At 53.8% G+C, this 17133-nt stretch carries 14 protein-coding genes; 7 read left to right on the forward strand and 7 right to left on the reverse strand.

Annotation, left to right across the window (positions count from 1 at the left end):
* Positions 1-60: 60 nt before the first annotated feature.
* The 4 genes from P9L94_13535 to P9L94_13550 are packed head-to-tail and all read right to left on the reverse strand — an operon-like array spanning position 61 to position 2933.
* Positions 61-600 carry a metal-dependent transcriptional regulator gene (locus P9L94_13535; GenBank protein ID MDP8245100.1) on the reverse strand — a complete coding sequence of 180 codons (540 nt, stop codon included), beginning with the start codon at positions 598-600 and terminating at the stop codon, positions 61-63.
* 15 nt (positions 601-615) lie between these two features.
* Positions 616-1674: a hypothetical protein gene (locus tag P9L94_13540; GenBank protein MDP8245101.1), complete on the reverse strand. Its 1059-nt coding sequence runs from the start codon at positions 1672-1674 to the stop codon at positions 616-618.
* Between the two features lie 37 nt (positions 1675-1711).
* Positions 1712-2164 (reverse strand): FliG C-terminal domain-containing protein, encoded by a 453-nt coding sequence (locus P9L94_13545; protein MDP8245102.1) that lies wholly within the window; start codon positions 2162-2164, stop codon positions 1712-1714.
* Positions 2165-2195: 31 nt separating this feature from the next.
* Positions 2196-2933, reverse strand: coding sequence for a 2-phosphosulfolactate phosphatase (locus P9L94_13550; protein ID MDP8245103.1), 738 nt, complete (start codon positions 2931-2933; stop codon positions 2196-2198).
* Between the two features lie 82 nt (positions 2934-3015).
* On the opposite strand from P9L94_13550, the gene P9L94_13555 reads away from it, so the two are divergent.
* Positions 3016-6063: an SMC family ATPase gene (locus P9L94_13555; GenBank protein MDP8245104.1), complete on the forward strand. Its 3048-nt coding sequence runs from the start codon at positions 3016-3018 to the stop codon at positions 6061-6063.
* A gap of 52 nt (positions 6064-6115) precedes the next feature.
* Entirely contained in the window at positions 6116-7414 is a 1299-nt protein-coding gene (locus P9L94_13560; protein MDP8245105.1) for a DUF1080 domain-containing protein, read from the forward strand.
* A gap of 97 nt (positions 7415-7511) precedes the next feature.
* Here the strand turns inward: P9L94_13560 and P9L94_13565 are convergent, their stop codons facing one another.
* Complete coding sequence (locus P9L94_13565) at positions 7512-8291, reverse strand: hypothetical protein (GenBank protein ID MDP8245106.1); 780 nt, start codon at positions 8289-8291, stop codon at positions 7512-7514.
* A gap of 185 nt (positions 8292-8476) precedes the next feature.
* Complete coding sequence (locus tag P9L94_13570) at positions 8477-10099, reverse strand: DUF4038 domain-containing protein (GenBank protein MDP8245107.1); 1623 nt, start codon at positions 10097-10099, stop codon at positions 8477-8479.
* A 94-nt stretch (positions 10100-10193) separates the two neighbouring features.
* On the opposite strand from P9L94_13570, the gene P9L94_13575 reads away from it, so the two are divergent.
* Positions 10194-10772 (forward strand): hypothetical protein, encoded by a 579-nt coding sequence (locus P9L94_13575; GenBank protein ID MDP8245108.1) that lies wholly within the window; start codon positions 10194-10196, stop codon positions 10770-10772.
* A gap of 151 nt (positions 10773-10923) precedes the next feature.
* Positions 10924-12045 (forward strand): glycosyltransferase family 4 protein, encoded by a 1122-nt coding sequence (locus P9L94_13580; GenBank protein MDP8245109.1) that lies wholly within the window; start codon positions 10924-10926, stop codon positions 12043-12045.
* 299 nt (positions 12046-12344) lie between these two features.
* Here the strand turns inward: P9L94_13580 and recA are convergent, their stop codons facing one another.
* Positions 12345-13439, reverse strand: coding sequence for a recombinase RecA (gene recA, locus P9L94_13585; protein MDP8245110.1), 1095 nt, complete (start codon positions 13437-13439; stop codon positions 12345-12347).
* Positions 13440-14115: 676 nt separating this feature from the next.
* Here recA and pheT point away from each other — a divergent pair.
* From pheT to P9L94_13600, 3 genes are read left to right on the forward strand one after another with little or no spacing between them, the layout of a single operon-like run.
* A complete protein-coding gene (pheT, locus tag P9L94_13590) occupies positions 14116-16533 on the forward strand; it encodes a phenylalanine--tRNA ligase subunit beta (GenBank protein ID MDP8245111.1) in 2418 nt (805 codons plus the stop codon).
* 35 nt (positions 16534-16568) lie between these two features.
* Positions 16569-16805 (forward strand): hypothetical protein, encoded by a 237-nt coding sequence (locus tag P9L94_13595; protein ID MDP8245112.1) that lies wholly within the window; start codon positions 16569-16571, stop codon positions 16803-16805.
* 24 nt (positions 16806-16829) lie between these two features.
* Positions 16830-17117: a cell division protein ZapA gene (locus P9L94_13600; protein MDP8245113.1), complete on the forward strand. Its 288-nt coding sequence runs from the start codon at positions 16830-16832 to the stop codon at positions 17115-17117.
* Positions 17118-17133: the final 16 nt, after the last annotated feature.

A 17133-nucleotide genomic window follows, 5' to 3' on the forward strand; every position in this document is an offset into this window, starting at 1 on the left:
TCGCTGCGGCGTTTTTTTGTATAACAGGCGCTCATAGAGAGGCGGACGCCACCCATCTAATTACTCGTCTTTTGCGTAGCTCTCAATTTCCATGAAGGGGCAACTCTGTTCGTTTTTGCAGAGGTCGCATTCTTCTCGATGCGGGCAGCTAAGGCGGTAACTTTCGATATTGTCGTGCAAGGTTTTGATCTGGTTTTGGTTGTCGAGAAAGTAGTGGACCAGGCAGTATAACTTGCGGCTGGTTTCGGCGCTTAACAGGTGCTCAATCTGGCAGGAATCGACCAGCGCGGTGTCTTCGGAAACGCCCAGGATTTTTTCAAAAAAGGTTTCGAGCAAGAGGTGGTTCGCATAGATTTGCGCGGCAAGGTTTTTGCCTTCATGGGTCAGTTTGAAGAAGTGATTGTTGTCTTCTGAGAGGTAGCCTTTATCGCGAAGCGAAGCCAGCGCGACCGAAACGCTGCTGCGCGAGATATTCAGGCGCGAGGCGATATCCGTCACCCGCGCATAGCCCATCTCTTTTAACTGATCGCGCACCGCCATCAGATAATGGCCCATGCTGTGTGTGACTTCAGGGGAAGCGGGAATTCCAGGCGTCGACATGACGCCCTCCTTGTTTTACAGGGTGTGATAGACGGTTTCAGCGTCTGAAGCCGCTTCTTCTATGAGACCCTCAATTTTGCGCTGATCGCTGTTATATAGTATGCCACAATTCGGCGGCGCTTGAATGGAAAGAAAACGCGCTTTCATCTGGGCGCCAAGCGACGCCGCGAGTTCCGCAAAAAACGGAGGGACGGTGCATCCCGGCGCGGCCAGCGGTTCGACGACGGCGATCACTTTTTTCTTTTTCAAATATTCAGCCAATCCATCCGGTATAAAGGGGCGGCGGCACAACGGACGGACGTAATCGTCGGGCGCCCCGGCGGGCGGAAGGCAAGTAATCACAGCCCAATTCCCTTTGGTGATTTCGCCGACGATGGGAAAGCCAGAGCCGGGCAGGTCATAACCAAACTCGGTATACCCCTCGCGGAGATTGCCGATTGTTTTCTGAAGCAAGCCGCGTAGAGTGATCTTTTCTTTGGTTTTATTTTCGACGGCGGCCATCGCGGCGGCGAAGGGGTCTTCATCGGTCTTGGCGCTGGTTTGCAGCCCGGTGAGCGGATTGCCCATGTCAATGTCTTCACGCGGGGCGAATTCACCCAAATCGTCATGATTCACGGCGCTATGAAAGATCAAAAAAGGCGGGTGTTCTTTTTGATCGTGGATGAGATGGTAGGCCAGCGCCAAGTGGTCATAGAGTTCTTGCAGCGTGTGCGTGTGAAATTGCAGCCAGCCGTTGTTGCTATAGGGCAAAAAGGATCCGGCGTCGCGTAGGGAGCCGGGGGCGTTTTCATTGACGGCGAGCACGACGACCGGGGTGAGCTCATGAGCGGTTTTTAGCAGCATGTCGTAACTATGAACCAGCTCATGCACGGCGCAAAACAGCAGGACGTGTTTTTTGTCGCGGGCTTTGTCGGCGGCGAATGTGAGGCCGTTACGGATGGTATCGGCGTGTTTGAACTGGGTGGCGCCGCCGGAGCCGACCGCCATGTCGAAATAGATTTTTTTCAACGCAGGCGTGAAGAGAATGCGGTCGAGGTTGGCCTGTTTGGCGATGGTTTGCAGAACGGTTTCCATGTTGACGCATTGCCTCCGGTCGCGTGTCGTAGTCGGCTTATAGTATGACGTTTCTCCAGCGTTTGAGCGCCTCGGTCACTTCGCGTTGCGCTTCTTCGACGATGTGTCGCGGCTGCGGCCCCATGGCGTCCATGTCGTCTTCGAGCATGGCGGCGGCGCGCGGCGAAAGGTTGATTAACACTTTGTCGCGAACCGGCTGCGGTTGGCCTTTGAGCGACGCCGCCAGCGTCGAGCGGTGGACTTCTTCGAAAGCGCGTTTTAAAACAGCGTCTTCCATTGAGACCAAATCTTCAAAGGTGAAATATTGTTCGCGCAGCGATTGCGCCAAGTCGGGATACTGCTGGTCGAGTGTGCGCATGATGGTTTGTTCGGTCTGGCGGTCCATCTGGCCTAACATGCCGATGAGGGTTTGCAAGCCTTTCTTCGACTTGTTTTTTTGTTTTGAAAGCGCCGACAACATTTCTTTGATTCGCGCGGTCTGGTCGCTCATGTTGGCGTTCCTCTCTTCAAACTCAATTGCCTTACGCGATAGAAATGCGATTGCCTTTCATCTCCGGCGTGATCGGCGTGGTGTTGACTTGCGCGCATTCTTCCAGGTCGTCGCCCAGGCCGATTTCCTGCAAATAGCGGCCATGGTAACAGGTGTGCAGCATGTTGAGCAGGTCGTCTTGATAGAGATGAAACAGGTCAACGGAGGAACGGGCCGCGTCGGAGACTTCGGTGAACACGCCGGGCGGCTCAATCAACAGGGCGATGATGCCGCCCAGGCAGACGGCGTCTTCGAGGCAATAGCGCCCTTCGCGGCCTGAAACGACGAACAGGCATTCTTCGGCGTCGTCTTTGTAAAGGCGCAGGCGGTTGGCGGCGGCGGTCATATTGCTAAAGGCTGCGATGAAAGTTTTTTGCGCGGTACGCGCCGCCGAGAGCGCTTTGGTTCCATTGGTGGTCAATTGCACCATGATTTTGTCGTTGACGGCTGCGGGCGTAAATTCCGAGGGCGAGTTGCCCAGGTGATAGCCTTCTCGCTTGACGCCTTCTTTTTCGCCGCAGAGCAAAACGGGCAGGCCTTGCTCCTGCAATAGGGTGTACATATCTTGCGCCGATTGTTCACTATCTTGAGGCATGATCGCGCGGGCGCCGTTTTGCAGGGCGCGCATCATAACGGTGGTGGCGCGCAAGACGTCGGCGACCACGACGATGCTGTTTTCCAGCGACCGGGGTTGTAGTTCATGCCAGGTGAACAGGAGGTCAATCTTCAAGGGTGCGTCTCCTTCTCTTGAGCAAACGGGTATTTGCAGTATACCTTCAAGCCAGACGAAATCACCAGATGCAAAGGCGCGTATGATTCCACGAACATTGGCCCTGCGAAATTTTTTATCGTACGGCGAAGACGTTGAGCCGCTTGACTTCACCAGTTTTAGCATGGCCTGTCTGACCGGGCGCAACGGCCACGGTAAGTCGGCGTTGCTCGACGCTATCACCTGGGCGCTGTGGGGCGAGGCGCGTAAGGCGAACTATAGCCGAACGCCCGACGGCGACCTGTTGCGGTTGAGCGCCGATGAGATGTCGGTGGAATATACTTTTGAACTCAGCGAGCGCATTTATCAGGTCTATCGCGAACACCGCCGCAACAAACGCTCGGGGCGCTTAGAATTTCGCGTACGCGACAAGAGCGAAGAGGCGTTTAGTTTGTTGACGGGTTCCAGCAAAAAAGAAACCCAAAAGCGCATCATCGAAACCTTGCGCCTCGACTACCGCACCTTTGTCAATTCATCGTTTTTACAACAGGGCAAAGCCGACGCGTTTACCCGGCAGTCGCCGCAGGAACGCAAGGAAATTTTGGGTAACATTCTAGGGCTGGCCTATTACGACCGACTGCTGGAAGAAACCAAGCAACGCTTGAGCCAGACAAAAGCGCAGTTAAAGGCGCTGGATGAGTCGGTCGCCGCCATTGAAGATGAACTCGCGGACGAGGACGAAGTGAAATCCCAAGAGACGGAACTCGGCGAAGCGTTGAAAGCGCTCGAAGCGAAACTCGAAGCGTTGCGCAAACAAGAACGCGCCGAACAAGACCGGTTGACCCAACTCAAAATCAAACAGCAACAACTCCAGCAAACCGAAGCCGCGTTTAAAGAGATTCAGAAACGGATTGTGGACGCGGATGCTCAGATGAAGCGCTTGCAGCAAGAACAAAAAACGCTGACGGACTTGGTCTCGAACGAAGTGGATATTCAACGGCGAAAAGAACGCGGCGAACAAGTTGCGAATGAATTGAACCGACTGCTTGAACTTGATGGGCAGTTGCAGAAAATGGAAGCGTCCCGCCGGGAGCAGGAACGCGCTGTCGAACAAGAACGCGCACGGCTGCGCGAAGCGCTGGCTTCATCCAAAAGCGAACAGACGCAGATCGAAGAGGCGGTGCGTGAAGCCGGGCGCTTGTTGGGCCGTAAAGAAGAAATAGAACGGAACTATCAAGCCTATCAGGCATTGCAACAACGAGACCAGCAGTGCAGTGCGCAACGCCCGCCGTTTGACGCGCTGGCGGCGGAAAAACAAAAATGCGAATCCGAAGTGGAACAAGAAAAACAACGCCTCAACAATCGCTTGGCTGAGTTGCGGGGGCGGGTGAATGATCTCAGCGCCCTGGCCAAACAGTTGGAGGGAGCGAAAGCCGCTGCGGCGCAGCTCCCTCAAACCGAAGAGGATGTGACGCAATATAAGGCGCAGGAAGAGGACGTGGTCGAACAAGGCCGCCGCGCAAGTTCTTCGGTTGACGCCGCCGAAAAAGAGACCGAACGCTTGGAGGCGCAAATTCACGAAACGAATGAGAAACTCGATCTGCTGGGCAAGGGAGAAACTCAGGAGTGCCCCTTGTGCCGTCAATCGCTGGACGCCCACTCGCAGCACGATCTCGAATCGCATCTGCAACAAGAGATCAAGCAAGCGCAATCGAATATCCAGAAATTTAAAAAACAAATTGGGCGCGATAAAAAGAACGTGCTCGATTTGCGCAACGCCTATAAAGACGCCAAGGCCAAACGCGAGCAGGCCGAAACCCGACTTTCGCAATTGAAGATGCGGGCCGACCAACAAACGCGCTTGCAACAAGAGTGGGACGAAAAGCAGGCATTGCTCAAAGAAGCCAATGAGATTGAGGCTTCGGTTCGCGATGCGCAGTTTGCGCTCGACGCCCGCACCCGCGTTGATCGCATCCAACAGGAGATGCAGCGACTGGGGTATGATGCAGCGGCGCACGCGGAAATTCAAACGCAAATTCAAGCGCGACAAGATGATTATCTGCAATGGAACCGCTTGCAAGAAGAGACCCGGCGGAGCCAGCAGCGGACGGCGCGTATGGAAGTGGTTTTGAAATCCATCGAGGAGGCCGAAGGCGTACTAAACGCGGAGGCGTTCGCCGCCGAAGCCCGCCAGGCGCTGCGACAAACGATGGAAGAAATGGCGCCGCTGCAAGAAGCGCTGTCGGCGCGAAAAACATTGCACGAAGAACAACAACAATTGCGCAATGCGCTGACCGATTGGAACCGTTTGCAAGCCGCGAAAGAACGCCTACCAGAACTTGAGCGCGACGTCGAGAAGCGCAATGCAGAATCACAAGAATTGCACGTGCGTTTGCGGGCGCTAGAAGACGACATGCAAGCGGTTGCGCCGCAATTAAAAACGCTTGCGCAAGATGAAAAGCGCCTGGAAGACATCCAGCAGGAAATCCGCAATCAAGAAACCGGGCGGAACGGGTTGCAGCGCAATCTGGGCGCGGTCCAGGAAAAACGGCAACGGTTGGAACAACGCAAACAAGAACGCAAAGACGCGAAATCCAAACGGGCGGATTTGCAGCGCGACGTGAAGTTGTATGACATTCTGCGCGGCGCCTTCAGTCGCGACGGCATCCCGGCGCTGATTGTCGAACGCGCCCTGCCGGAGCTCGAAAACGACGCCAACCGGCTTCTTCACCGACTGACCAATGGCGCCTGCTCGGTGAAATTGGAGTCGCAACGCGAGCGCAAATCGGGCGGCGTGGCGGAGACGCTCGATATCAAAATCAGCGACGAACTCGGCACTCGCGACTATGAAATGTTCAGCGGCGGCGAAGCGTTTCGCACCGACCTGGCGCTGCGCATCGCGCTCTCGCAGTTGTTGTGCCGCCGCGCAGGCAGCCGTCTGCAATTGCTGGTGATCGACGAAGGCTTCGGTACGCAGGATGAAGACGGCCTGAGCCAGATCGTCCAGGCGATTGATGAAATTCAAGACGAGTTCGAGAAAATCCTGGTCGTCACTCACCTGGAAGAATTAAAGGAAAAATTCATGGTGCGCATCGAAGTGATGAAGGAGCCGGGGGTCGGCTCGCGCTATCAAGTTATCCATACATTTTAGGGTCAGAATATAGTAGACTAAATTCTCATCATCTATTTTGGGAGGAAGACGCATGGTTCGGAATATCGTTTTATCAATATTGAGTCTAATGGTTTGCTGTTTTGTGTTGTCCACACAAGCGGAACCCGTCAAAGTGTTATTGATTACCGGCGGACATGAGTTTGACGAAAAAGAATTTTTTGAAGTGTTCAGCCTCACGCCGGACATCGTCTATCGCCACGTCGCCCAGCCCGGCGCCAACGAGATGTTTGCTTCCGGCGAGGCGATGAAATATGACGTGGCGGTCTTGTACGATATGTGGCCCAAAATTACAGATGCGCAAAAAGAAGGCTACTTGGAATTTCTGCGCGCGGGCAAGGGAATCGTCGCGACCCACCACTGCGCGGCGTCGTACCCCGAGTGGACGGGGTTCGTTGATTTGATCGGCGGCATGTATGTTTTGCAGCCAATCAAACGGCACGGCAAAACGCTGGCCCCCTCTGCGTATAAGCATGAAGTGCATGTCCCCGTGAAAATCGCCGACAAAAACCACCCCATCACGCAAGGGCTTAGCGACTTCACTATTTTTGATGAAACCTACAAAGATGTGTATGTGCATCCTGACTCGCATGTTTTGTTGACAACCGATGAGCCGACCAGTACGCCGCAACTGGCCTGGGCCATTGACCACGCGCCGGGGCGGGCTGCGTACATTCAACTGGGTCACGATAAACATGCGTTTCAAAATGAAAGTTACCGGCGGTTGATCTCAAACGCTATCGCTTGGGCTGACCACGGCGCTTCAGATAACGGCTGGGTTTCGCTGTTCGACGGTAAGACGCTCGACGGTTGGAAGCAAGTCAACGGGACGGCGAAATATAGCGTGAAGGATCAAACCATCATCGGTTGGACGGTGGAAGGCAGCCCCAATTCGTTCTTATGCACGACGCGCAACTACGGCGACTTTGCGTTGGAATTTGAAGTCAAAGTCGATACGCGCTTGAATTCCGGCGTCCAGGTTCGCAGCGAAAGCAAGAGCGATTATCAAAACGGGCGCGTACACGGCTATCAGGTTGAAATTGCGGTGAACGGCCTGCCGGGTTATGTGTATGACGAAGCCCGCCGCAGCAAATTTATCAATGAGAACACCGATCGTAAGAAAGCGATGGACGCGTTTCACGACGGCGAGTGGAACCATTACCGCGTTGTGTGCAAGGGCGATTTGATTCAAACCTGGATCAATGGCGTCCCGCTGGAACACGTAAACGATTCGATGACCAAAGAAGGGTTTATTGGATTGCAAGTCCATAGTTTCAATGGCGAAACGCCTGCATGGGTGCAGTGGAAGAACATTCGCATCAAAGAACTCTAAACCGTTTGTTTTCATCGAAACAACAAGAGGCCGCGAATATTCGCGGCCTCTTTTGATATCAGTGAATTGATCTGACGGCGACTTGGCGCGTTCGTATTTATTGGCCTCTGCCTTGACCGCCGGCTCCGCCTTGTCCACGGCCTTGGCGACCTTGTCCACGTTGCTGGCGTTGACTTTCCATTTCTTTTTCGACTTCAGATGTTTTTTTCTCCCACGCTTTGATTTCTTCATCGGTGAGCGTCTTGGTCGCATCAGCGATCATCGACTCGCGCGCGGTTTCGATGGTTTTGCGGTCTTCATCTGAAAAACCGCCGCGTTGTCCGCGTCCACGTCCTTGACCGCCTTGCGGGGGGCCAGGCGCGAATTCGGGCTGGACGGATGCGACTGTGTTGAAATAGATTAGAGCGAGCGTTTGCAATTTTTCGCGGGTCGCATCGCTGATGTCGATCATACGCAGGGCGCGAATTTGCGCGTCAGGGCGGGCGCCGCGCATTTCAATCAGCGGTTTCACAAATTCGACTTCGTCTTTGCTGAGAACTTTCGAAAGACGTTCGACGGTATCCGCCAACGAATCCGCGCGCATTTTTTGGAAAAACTCCATGCGCTCTTCTTGGCTCATGTTTTGAAAATCAGGCCGGTCGCCGCTGGTAAAACGTTCGCGCATGGTTTCGCGTTGGGCTTCAAACACTGCGGTAATTTTTTCGGCGCGGTCGGCTTTTAACACAAGAGCGTCGCTAATTACGCCGCCCTGGTCGCCAAACATGCCAGGCCCTCCTGGGCCTCTCATGCCGCCGGGGCCGGGTTGCGCTGCGGCGTATTCAACTGCGCCCACAGCGATGAGCACTGCGATGAATAAGGAACTGAGTGCTGTCTTCATTCGTATTCTCCTCGAGCATTCAAAATAATAAGGCTGTTCCTATACAAACGCGCGACAAAAAACGTTTATTGAGTGAAAATGAAATTTATTCTTGGATTGGTAAACGGGGGAGATGGGCCGCAGAGAAATTTGATGCGGGGCCGTTTAGACAATAACAGCCCCGCGTTCGTTCTATGTCGCTTTATTTATTGAAGATATAGAATCCAGTCTTCGTTGTTGGGTGCAGTGAAATGTTGGACTTTTTCTTTGACAGGCCCTTCGTCGGTCCAACTTCCGCTGCGGGGATTAAACCATTTTGCCTGCATGGGGAGTTTGAGCGAGGCTGCGTTTACCCGAATTGCGCCGCCGCCGGGGGCATAGAGAACCGCCAAGTCGCCCTGTTTGCTTCGCGCCGCAACGATGAAATCTTTGGCGGCTTGTTGTTGATTGGCGACCAGCGATTGATCGGGGTGCAGTTCCCACCAATTGATTGATGTGAAAAAATCATACAGATGCGCCATGTGATTGGCGCCGGGCAAGTTCATGGCGATGTGCCACGGGTCGCCGTCGCCGTTGCCGTTGTGCCCGATGGCGGGGCCGCGCTCAAAATGCCAACCCCATATCCCGTGAGCGCCATACGTAATGCCAGCGGGCGGCGCACAAAGCAGGCTCCAATACGAGGCGCGGCGAACATGCAGCGCAGGGTGGGGCTTTTTGGATTGATACGCCAAGATGCCTTCGTAATTCGGTTCGATGTTGATGATGGGTCGCGGCGGTTGGTTCTTCCATTCTTTAGATGCTGGCCCTGCGAACGTCCATTTGTAGTTGCCATCGCTGTCGCCGTGTCCACTCTGGTAGCCTAAAAACGAAAACCACTTTTCGTTGCGAAACTCGTCCGCGACCCAATGCGAACCGGCTGGGTGCATGGTGGCGAGGCGGTGGTGGTTGTCGCCGAACACGGCGCGGCCAATGCGGCGCCAGGGTCCGGCTTTTTCTTTGCGGTATTCGCCGTCGCCCGCCAAAAACCATATCGTCTGGTGTGCGCCGTAACGCGCAACCTGATATTCCGCTAAGAGAATGCGCTGGTCTTCGGGTAGAAAGTTGCCGGGATTCTGCTTGCCGTTGATTGCCCACAACAATACCGGGACGGCAACCATGCCGTGTTGGTTGATGGCGTCAAAGTAATCATCCATGCGCTGGTAGAATTTTTCGTTGATGGATATTTTTTCAACGCCGCTAAACGCCGGGTTTCCGTTGGCGTCGCCTTCGGCGGCGCGCCATTGCGTGGTGACGAATTGAATGGCGTTGAAATTTTGCTGCTGGCGTAATGTTAAAAATTTGACCCAACCCGCGATGTCCGAAAATAACGGGCCGTTCCAGACCGTGTCCGCCAGAAAGAAATAGGGGGTCTCATCGGCGTATTGAATGTAGCGGCGATTTTTAGACAACTGGAGTTCGCCGTGCTGGTAGAGCGGGTTTTCGCCGGAGTAGGCGGTGCAGGTGAATTTGCCGCTTTGATTGTTTAATCCTTTGTCGCTGCCTTTTACGCATCGCGTCGAATACTTCCATTCGCCGGTTTGTGTTGGCGAAAAACGTACCTTCCAGGTTTTTTCTCCATCCCAAAAACCGAGCCGGGTTTGAATGGAGCCGTCTGGCGCGGTGAAATCCACTTCGAGGCGAATCTCTTGAATGGGGTTGCTGACGGTTTTTTCTGCTGAAAAGTTGGTTTCAAAGCGTCCCCATTGGTGAACGTCTGCATTTGCCGCCGCGAGTGAAAATACGGTCAGCGCTGTTATTAGTATCGCTGTGAATCGTGTGGTTGAAATCATCGCAATTCTCCCTCAAACCAATCTAAATGGTATAGTACCGAAATACGTGCAACCTTGTCGAGCCGAATGCTGTAGATTTTTGATGGAGGGAACGATGGAGTTTGTCTTTGATCCAAAACAATATGGAACGCGGGTCGCCGAGGCCATTGGTGAAGGTCGATTGAATGAACTCGGGCCGGGGCGGCCGAACGCGGCGGCGGGGCCGATGTTATCTTCGCTAAGCGCCGAGGTGATTTTTGATGGCAAGGCGGTCCATGATCTGATGGCGGCGCAATGTTGTTTGTCTGGCTTGTGGCTCTACCACGATTATTTGGACGAGTCGCACACCATCAGTCAGTCGATCCCAACAACCGACGGCAGCTATTGGCATGGCATCATGCATCGCCGCGAACCGGATGCCTCCAACTCGAAGTATTGGTTCCGAAAGGTCGGGCGGCACGAGGCATTCGCGCCCTTGTTGCAGCAAGCCACCTCATTGTTGAGCCAACAACCGGAAGTCAGTGAATTGGCGTATCTGGTTCAAGGTGCGGAGTGGGATGCGTTCGCTTTTGTCGATGCGTGCGACTCAGCCTACCGTCGAGGGACGGGCGCCGAGCGAGTGTGCCAAAAAATTCAACAAATCGAATGGCAGTTGTTGTTTGATTTTTGTTTTCAAAAAGCCATCGGCAAATAAAAATACAAAGCCCTCTTTTTTATGGGGGGGGGGAGTTTTGTGCTCGATTGGTCGAATATGTACAAATAAACACGTCATGTTGAATCCGATTTCATGCTGTTGTATTCGATGCTGATTTGAGGAACAACAGTTTCGAGATACGCTCTCGCTTATGGATGCTCCCTATAAAATTTGTTTGATTTCTTCTGAGGTCTACCCGCTTTTTAATCCGCTCGTCCGTGGGGCTTATAGCGACGCGGACATTGCGTTGTTTGAACTTGCGCGGCGGCTAGGCAATGATGCGCGAATTGATTTGAGCGTGATCGTGGGCGACCACCAGCAAGACGACGTAGAATATTTTTCGGGCGCGTTGGTCTATCGCATGAGGCAAGGCGAAGAACAAGGCTGGAAGAAGTGGTGGCGTCGAAAAGGCGCCTTTGAACGCCAGATAGAAGAAATCGACGCGCAAGTGTATTGCTTAAGTGGAGCGTCGCCGTTGGCGTTGTCGATTGCCCGATTTTGCAAAAAACGCAAACGCGCGTTTGTATTTTTCGCGGCCCACCCTCGGGATTGCGACGGGACGTACGTGCACGGCGCGGGAGAAGACGGCGCAAGATTTCGCCAGGCGCTTCATCTTGCGCGGGCGGTGACCTGTCAAACCAAAGAGCAGGCGCGCATGTTGCTGCGGGCGGAAAAAATCAAAGCCTATGCGCTTCCGCCTGTCGCGGTTGCGCTGCCGGCGCCGGAGATGCGCAGCGGCGGCGTGATCTGGGTGGGCGAGTTGGTGGATTGGAAGCAGCCTGAGTATTTTATGCGTCTTGCGGCGACGTTGCCGAACATTTCATTTACATTGTTTGGTCGACCGCGCAAGCAAGAGTATCTGGAATCGCTGGTAGAAAAGACGCGCCATCTGCCCAATTTGGCGTTTCAAAATTCGGTGCCGTATTCTGAATTGGGGCGTTTTATTTCAAACGCGAAATTGCTTGTGAACACATCGCGCTTCGAGGGCTGGCCGTATGCGTCGGCGCAAGCGCTGACGGCGGGCGTGCCGCTTGCGAGCCTGCATGTTGACCCGGACGGCGCGATTGGACAGCACCAACTGGGGATTTTTGCGCAAGGATCGGAAGTGCATTTGGCGCAAGAAACCGAATCGCTTCTGACCATGCCTAAACATTGGGCGCGTTTTAGCCATGCGGCAGGCGCGTACGCGGCCCAACACTTAGATGCAAAAGACATCTATCAGCGCTACCTCAAGTTACTGGTGATGTGCGCAAAAGAACCCGTGACTAAGTGAGGGTTGCAGCGTACTGCACCCGAAGGCTCGGCGGGAGCCTCGCCCTCCCATATTTTTTGTAGGGTGGGTTCTTTAATACTTAACCCACCGATTTTTTATAACCCTCATCCTCCGCCTTCTCCCAGAGGGAGAAGGGACTACGCAGAAGGGTAGGGTGGGCTCGCGAGCGAAGCGAAGCAGCCCACCGGATATAAGTTGGATAATTCTTTAAAGCCAGTCAAAATACCTACTCCACCAAGAGGGAAACCTACTATCACCCGCAATGACACTGACCATGAATTTTAAAACAGTCGCTACGTTTATTTCTTTTTTTCTTCTTTCGCGGGTTTTGCGTCATCGCTCGTCGCATCCACGGTTTCAGGAGCATCAACAGGGGGGACTTCAGCGTTTGGGTCTTTGTCGATGCCGAGGGCGATACGAATTCGGGAATGAATTTCGTCAAATATTTCGGGATTTTCTTTGAGCGTATTTTTTGCGTTTTCGCGGCCTTGGCCCAGTTTTTCTTCTTTATACATATACCAGGCGCCGCTTTTGTCGACAATGTCATGTTCAACGCCGATGTCGAGCAATTCGCCGGTGCGCGATATGCCTTCGCCGAAGGTCAGGTCGAACTCGGCTTCACGGAACGGCGGCGCGATTTTATTCTTGACAACCTTCACTTTTACGCGGTTGGCGACGGCTACGCCTTTTTCTTTGATGGTGCCGGTACGGCGAATATCAAGGCGGATAGAAGAATAAAATTTAAGTGCGCGTCCGCCGCTGGTGGTTTCGGGGTTGCCGAACATGACGCCGATTTTTTCGCGAATCTGGTTAATAAAAATCGCGCAGCAGTGTGATTTGTTAAGAATCGCGGTCAGTTTGCGCAGCGCTTTCGACATCAGCCGCGCTTGCAGGCCGACCTGGGTGTCGCCCATTTCGCCGTCGATTTCCGCGCGCGGCACCAAGGCCGCCACCGAGTCAACCACGATAATATCGACTGCGCCGCTGCGAACCAGCATTTCAACGATGTCGAGCGCCTGTTCGCCGGTGTCAGGCTGTGAAACCAGCAGGTTGTCGACGTCAACGCCGAGTTTGGCGGAATATTCAATGTCGATCGCGTGTTCGGCGTCAATAAACGCGGCGGTGCCGCCCAGTTTCTGGCATTCAGCGACGATGTGCTGCGCCAGCGTCGTCTTGCCGGACGATTCCGGCCCGTATATTTCAATGACGCGGCCCCGGGGAACGCCGCCAACGCCTAACGCGTCGTCGAGCGTGAGCGAGCCAGTGGGGATGACGCTGACCGCTTGGCGGGGCGCATCGCCCATTTTCATAATCGAACCGCGCCCGAATTGTTTCTCAATCTGGTTAATGGCTAGGTCTATCGCTTTTTGGCGGTCTTTGGCGTCTACAGACACGGCTGCGTCTCCTTCGCGTGGATGAAATTTATTTAATGAACATTTGTATAATACGACAGGCGGTTCATAGAATCAAGAACAATTTTCAAAAAAATCGTATTGAAATTATAGTTGATGTAATATCGAGGTCAATGAAAAATAGGTTCTTCCATAAATTTTGGATACTTTATTTTAATAAATTGAATTGAGATTTCGCTGTATCAGGCATGGGTGCAACTCTGCTCGCTTCAGTGCGGGCTTTCGAGCCCTTATGCACAGGCGCTCCCAGAGTTGCACCCATGCCTGATTTGGTTTGTCAGTTTTTGACAGGCCGAAATACGTTTTGGGAATCAAAATCACGGTCATCCATCAATACATCCATCAATATGTGGCATGGGTATAACTCTGTTCGTTTCAGTGCGGGCTTTCAGGCCCTTATGCACAGGCGCTCCCAGAGTTGCACCCATGCCTGATTTGGTTTGTCAGTTTTTGACAGGCCGGAATACGTTTTGGGAACCAAAATCACGGTCATCCATCAATACATCCATCAATGTAGGTACCCATTTACCGGATGAACCGAAAAATACGACAATCTCACGCGATGCGGTTCTGCTTCACCTTGACCCATGCCGTAGCGCTGGATACGATTCGCACTATCTTAGTGATTCCCCTGTAAGGATTTACGTATTCACACATCATGAAACTGCCCTATTCCTGGCTTGCTGAACTGGTCGAAGGCCTACCGACGCCCGATGAACTCGCTGACGTATTGACGCTTCGCGGCTTTGAAGTCGAAGAGATGACATCGCCCGGCGCTGCGATTCGCGACGTTGTGGTGGCCAAACTGCTCGAGACGGCGCCGCATCCCGACGCCGACAAACTGACGCTGTGCAAAGTCGATGACGGCTCTGTGACGCACGATATCGTCTGCGGCGCGAAAAACATGAAGCCCGGCGATTGCGTTGCCTTGGCGCGGGTGGGGACTGTGCTGCCCGGCGATTTTAAGATTGAAAAGCGCAAAATTCGCGGACAAAAATCCGCTGGCATGATGTGCTCCAAGCGCGAACTTGGCCTCGGCGACGATCACGCGGGAATCTTGATCCTGCCGTCGGACGCGCCGTTAGGCCAGCCGCTGATCGAATATATGGGGATGAATGACGTTATCTATGATCTCGGCATCACCCCCAACCGGCCCGATGTGTTGAGCGCGGTCGGCATGGCGCGCGAAGTCGCCGCCGCCTGTGGAAAATCGTTGAAGATGCCTGATGTCTCGCCCATCGCGGCGGACGTTGACGCTGACTATAGACCCAGCATTACGCTTGAAGATGAAGACCTCTGCCCGCGCTATACTGGAATCGTAATGCGCGGCATAAAAATCGGCCCTTCGCCCGAATGGCTAAAAGCGCGTCTGGAAGCCTGCGGCGTGCGCAGCATTAACGCGGTGGTAGATGCGACCAACCTGGTTTTGTTGGAACTCGGCCAGCCGCTTCATGCGTTTGATCTTAAAAAACTCAAAGGCGAAAAAATCGTTGTTCGCCGCGCCAAGCCGAATGAAATCATCAAGACGTTAGACGAAGCAGAACGCAAACTCAGCGAAGAGATGCTCGTCATTGCCGATGCGGAGACCCCTTCCGCCGTTGCCGGCGTGATGGGCGGCTTCGATAGCGAAGTGACGGAACAATCGACGGACATTCTGATTGAAAGCGCCTATTTTCATCCCCCGTCGATCCGCCGCACCAGCAAGACGCTGGGGCTGTCGTCGGAAGCCTCCTATCGTTTTGAACGCGGCGTTGATTTTGACATGGTGGTTCCCGCCGCGTGGCGTTGCGCTCATCTCATCGCCGAACTAGCGGGCGGCAAGGTCGCCGGAGAGATAACGGTCGCCGATACGCAGAATGATGAACTGCTCGAACCGTTGCGCGAGCGTACGCTGTCGTTGAAGTTCGCCTATTGCGACAAGTTGCTGGGAACGCCGATTGACCCCACTGAGATTGAATCCATCTTCGATAGCCTCAATCTAAAAAAAGAAAGCCGCGACGCCGAACAGATTACGGTGCGCATCCCGACCTATCGCAAAGACATCCAGCGGCAGGCCGATCTGGTCGAAGAAGTGGCGCGTTGCCACGGCTATAACAAATTTGCGCCTACCTTGCCTTTGGTCCCGCTCAAGACGCCGGAACCGCAAGAGATCGACCGTCAGTTAATTCAAAAGATAAAAGAATATCTCAACGGCGCCGGGCTGGACGAAGCGGTGACCTATAGTTTTACCAATGAAACATTTTTGGAACCGTTTCCACCCGCAGACGTCAGTTTAGAAAACGACGCTTGCACTATCCTGAACGCGATCAATTCAAGCGAATGCACCATGCGCACCTCGATGGTCCCGTCGCTGTTACAAGCGGTGAAGCGCAATGTATCGCGCGGCAATACCAATTTTGGCCTGTTTGAAATTGCCCGCACCTACACGCCGCACGAAGGCCATGTTCACGAAAAGAAAACCATCGCCGGGGCCATTGTCGGCCCGTTGATCGGTGATTGGCGCAACCATAAAACCGAATTCGACTTTTTCGATCTCAAAGGGCTGGTTGACGGCCTCTTGCAGACGGCGAAGTTGACGCGCTATCGTTTGATTCCCGGCCCCAATTGTTTGCATCCCCATCGCGGCGTCTGGGTGCAGGCGGGCAAGCAGCCCTTCGGCTATTTTGGCGAACTGCATCCCAGCCTGGCGGAAAAAGATGACCTGAGCGGTCGGGTGTGCGTGTTTGAGTTTGAACTGGCGCCGATGAGCCAGGCGTTTCGCAAGCCGCTGGCGTTGTATAAACCGTTTTCGATTTACCCCGCCGTCGAACGCGACCTGGCGTTTCTCTTGCCGGACGGCGTGACCGCGCAAGCAGTCGAAAAAGTCGTACAGAAACAGGGCGGCGCGTTATTAGAGAGCGTTGCGTTGTTTGACCACTATCGCGGCAAACAGGTGGCGGAAGGCTTCGCCAGCGTGGCGTTTCGTTTGACCTTCCGCTCGCCCAGCGAAACCTTGAAAGAAGAAACCGTCGACGGCGTTTGCCGTTCGATTTTGGACGAGTTGCAAAAAAAGCTAAACGTACAGTTGCGTTCTTAGCATATAATGATTTTTGTTAAGGTTGAGGTATATCAATGAGCACAGAATCTTTGTTAGATGTATTGAAAGCGTTAGACCAACGGGTGGATAACCTGATTGGGCAGTTGCGTACCGTGAAAAAAGAGCGCGACAGTTTAAAAGAAGATTTAGAACTGGCGAAAATGGAAAACGAAGACATACAAAAGAAATTGTCTTCGACCGACGCCGGCAAAGAAGAAATTCGCACGCGAGTTACCTCCATCCTCGAAAAAATCGAGGCGCTGGAAGGGTAACATCAGCGGCGGGAAGAGGCGGCCATGTCGCAACACCCAGACATCATCCAACTCGAAATTATGGGGACCCATCTCCAACTGCGCGGGGGCGATGACCCCGATGCGGTGCGTGAAGCGGGCGCTCTGGTGAAAGAGAGAATTGATGAGCTGGTCGCCCAGGCTCCGACCGCGCCGTCGCTAAAGGTTGTGCTGTTGGTTGCGATTAATCTCGCTGATGAATTGATGCAGAACGCCCGCGACGGCAGCGAGATGGACGAAGCGGTCAGCCGGGCGAACCGCATTCTTGACAAAGTCTCCAACTCTTCGAAATAAGGGCGACTGAGGAAGC

This window comes from Candidatus Hinthialibacter antarcticus, assembly GCA_030765645.1.
GTDB classification, from domain to species: domain Bacteria; phylum Hinthialibacterota; class Hinthialibacteria; order Hinthialibacterales; family Hinthialibacteraceae; genus Hinthialibacter; species Hinthialibacter antarcticus.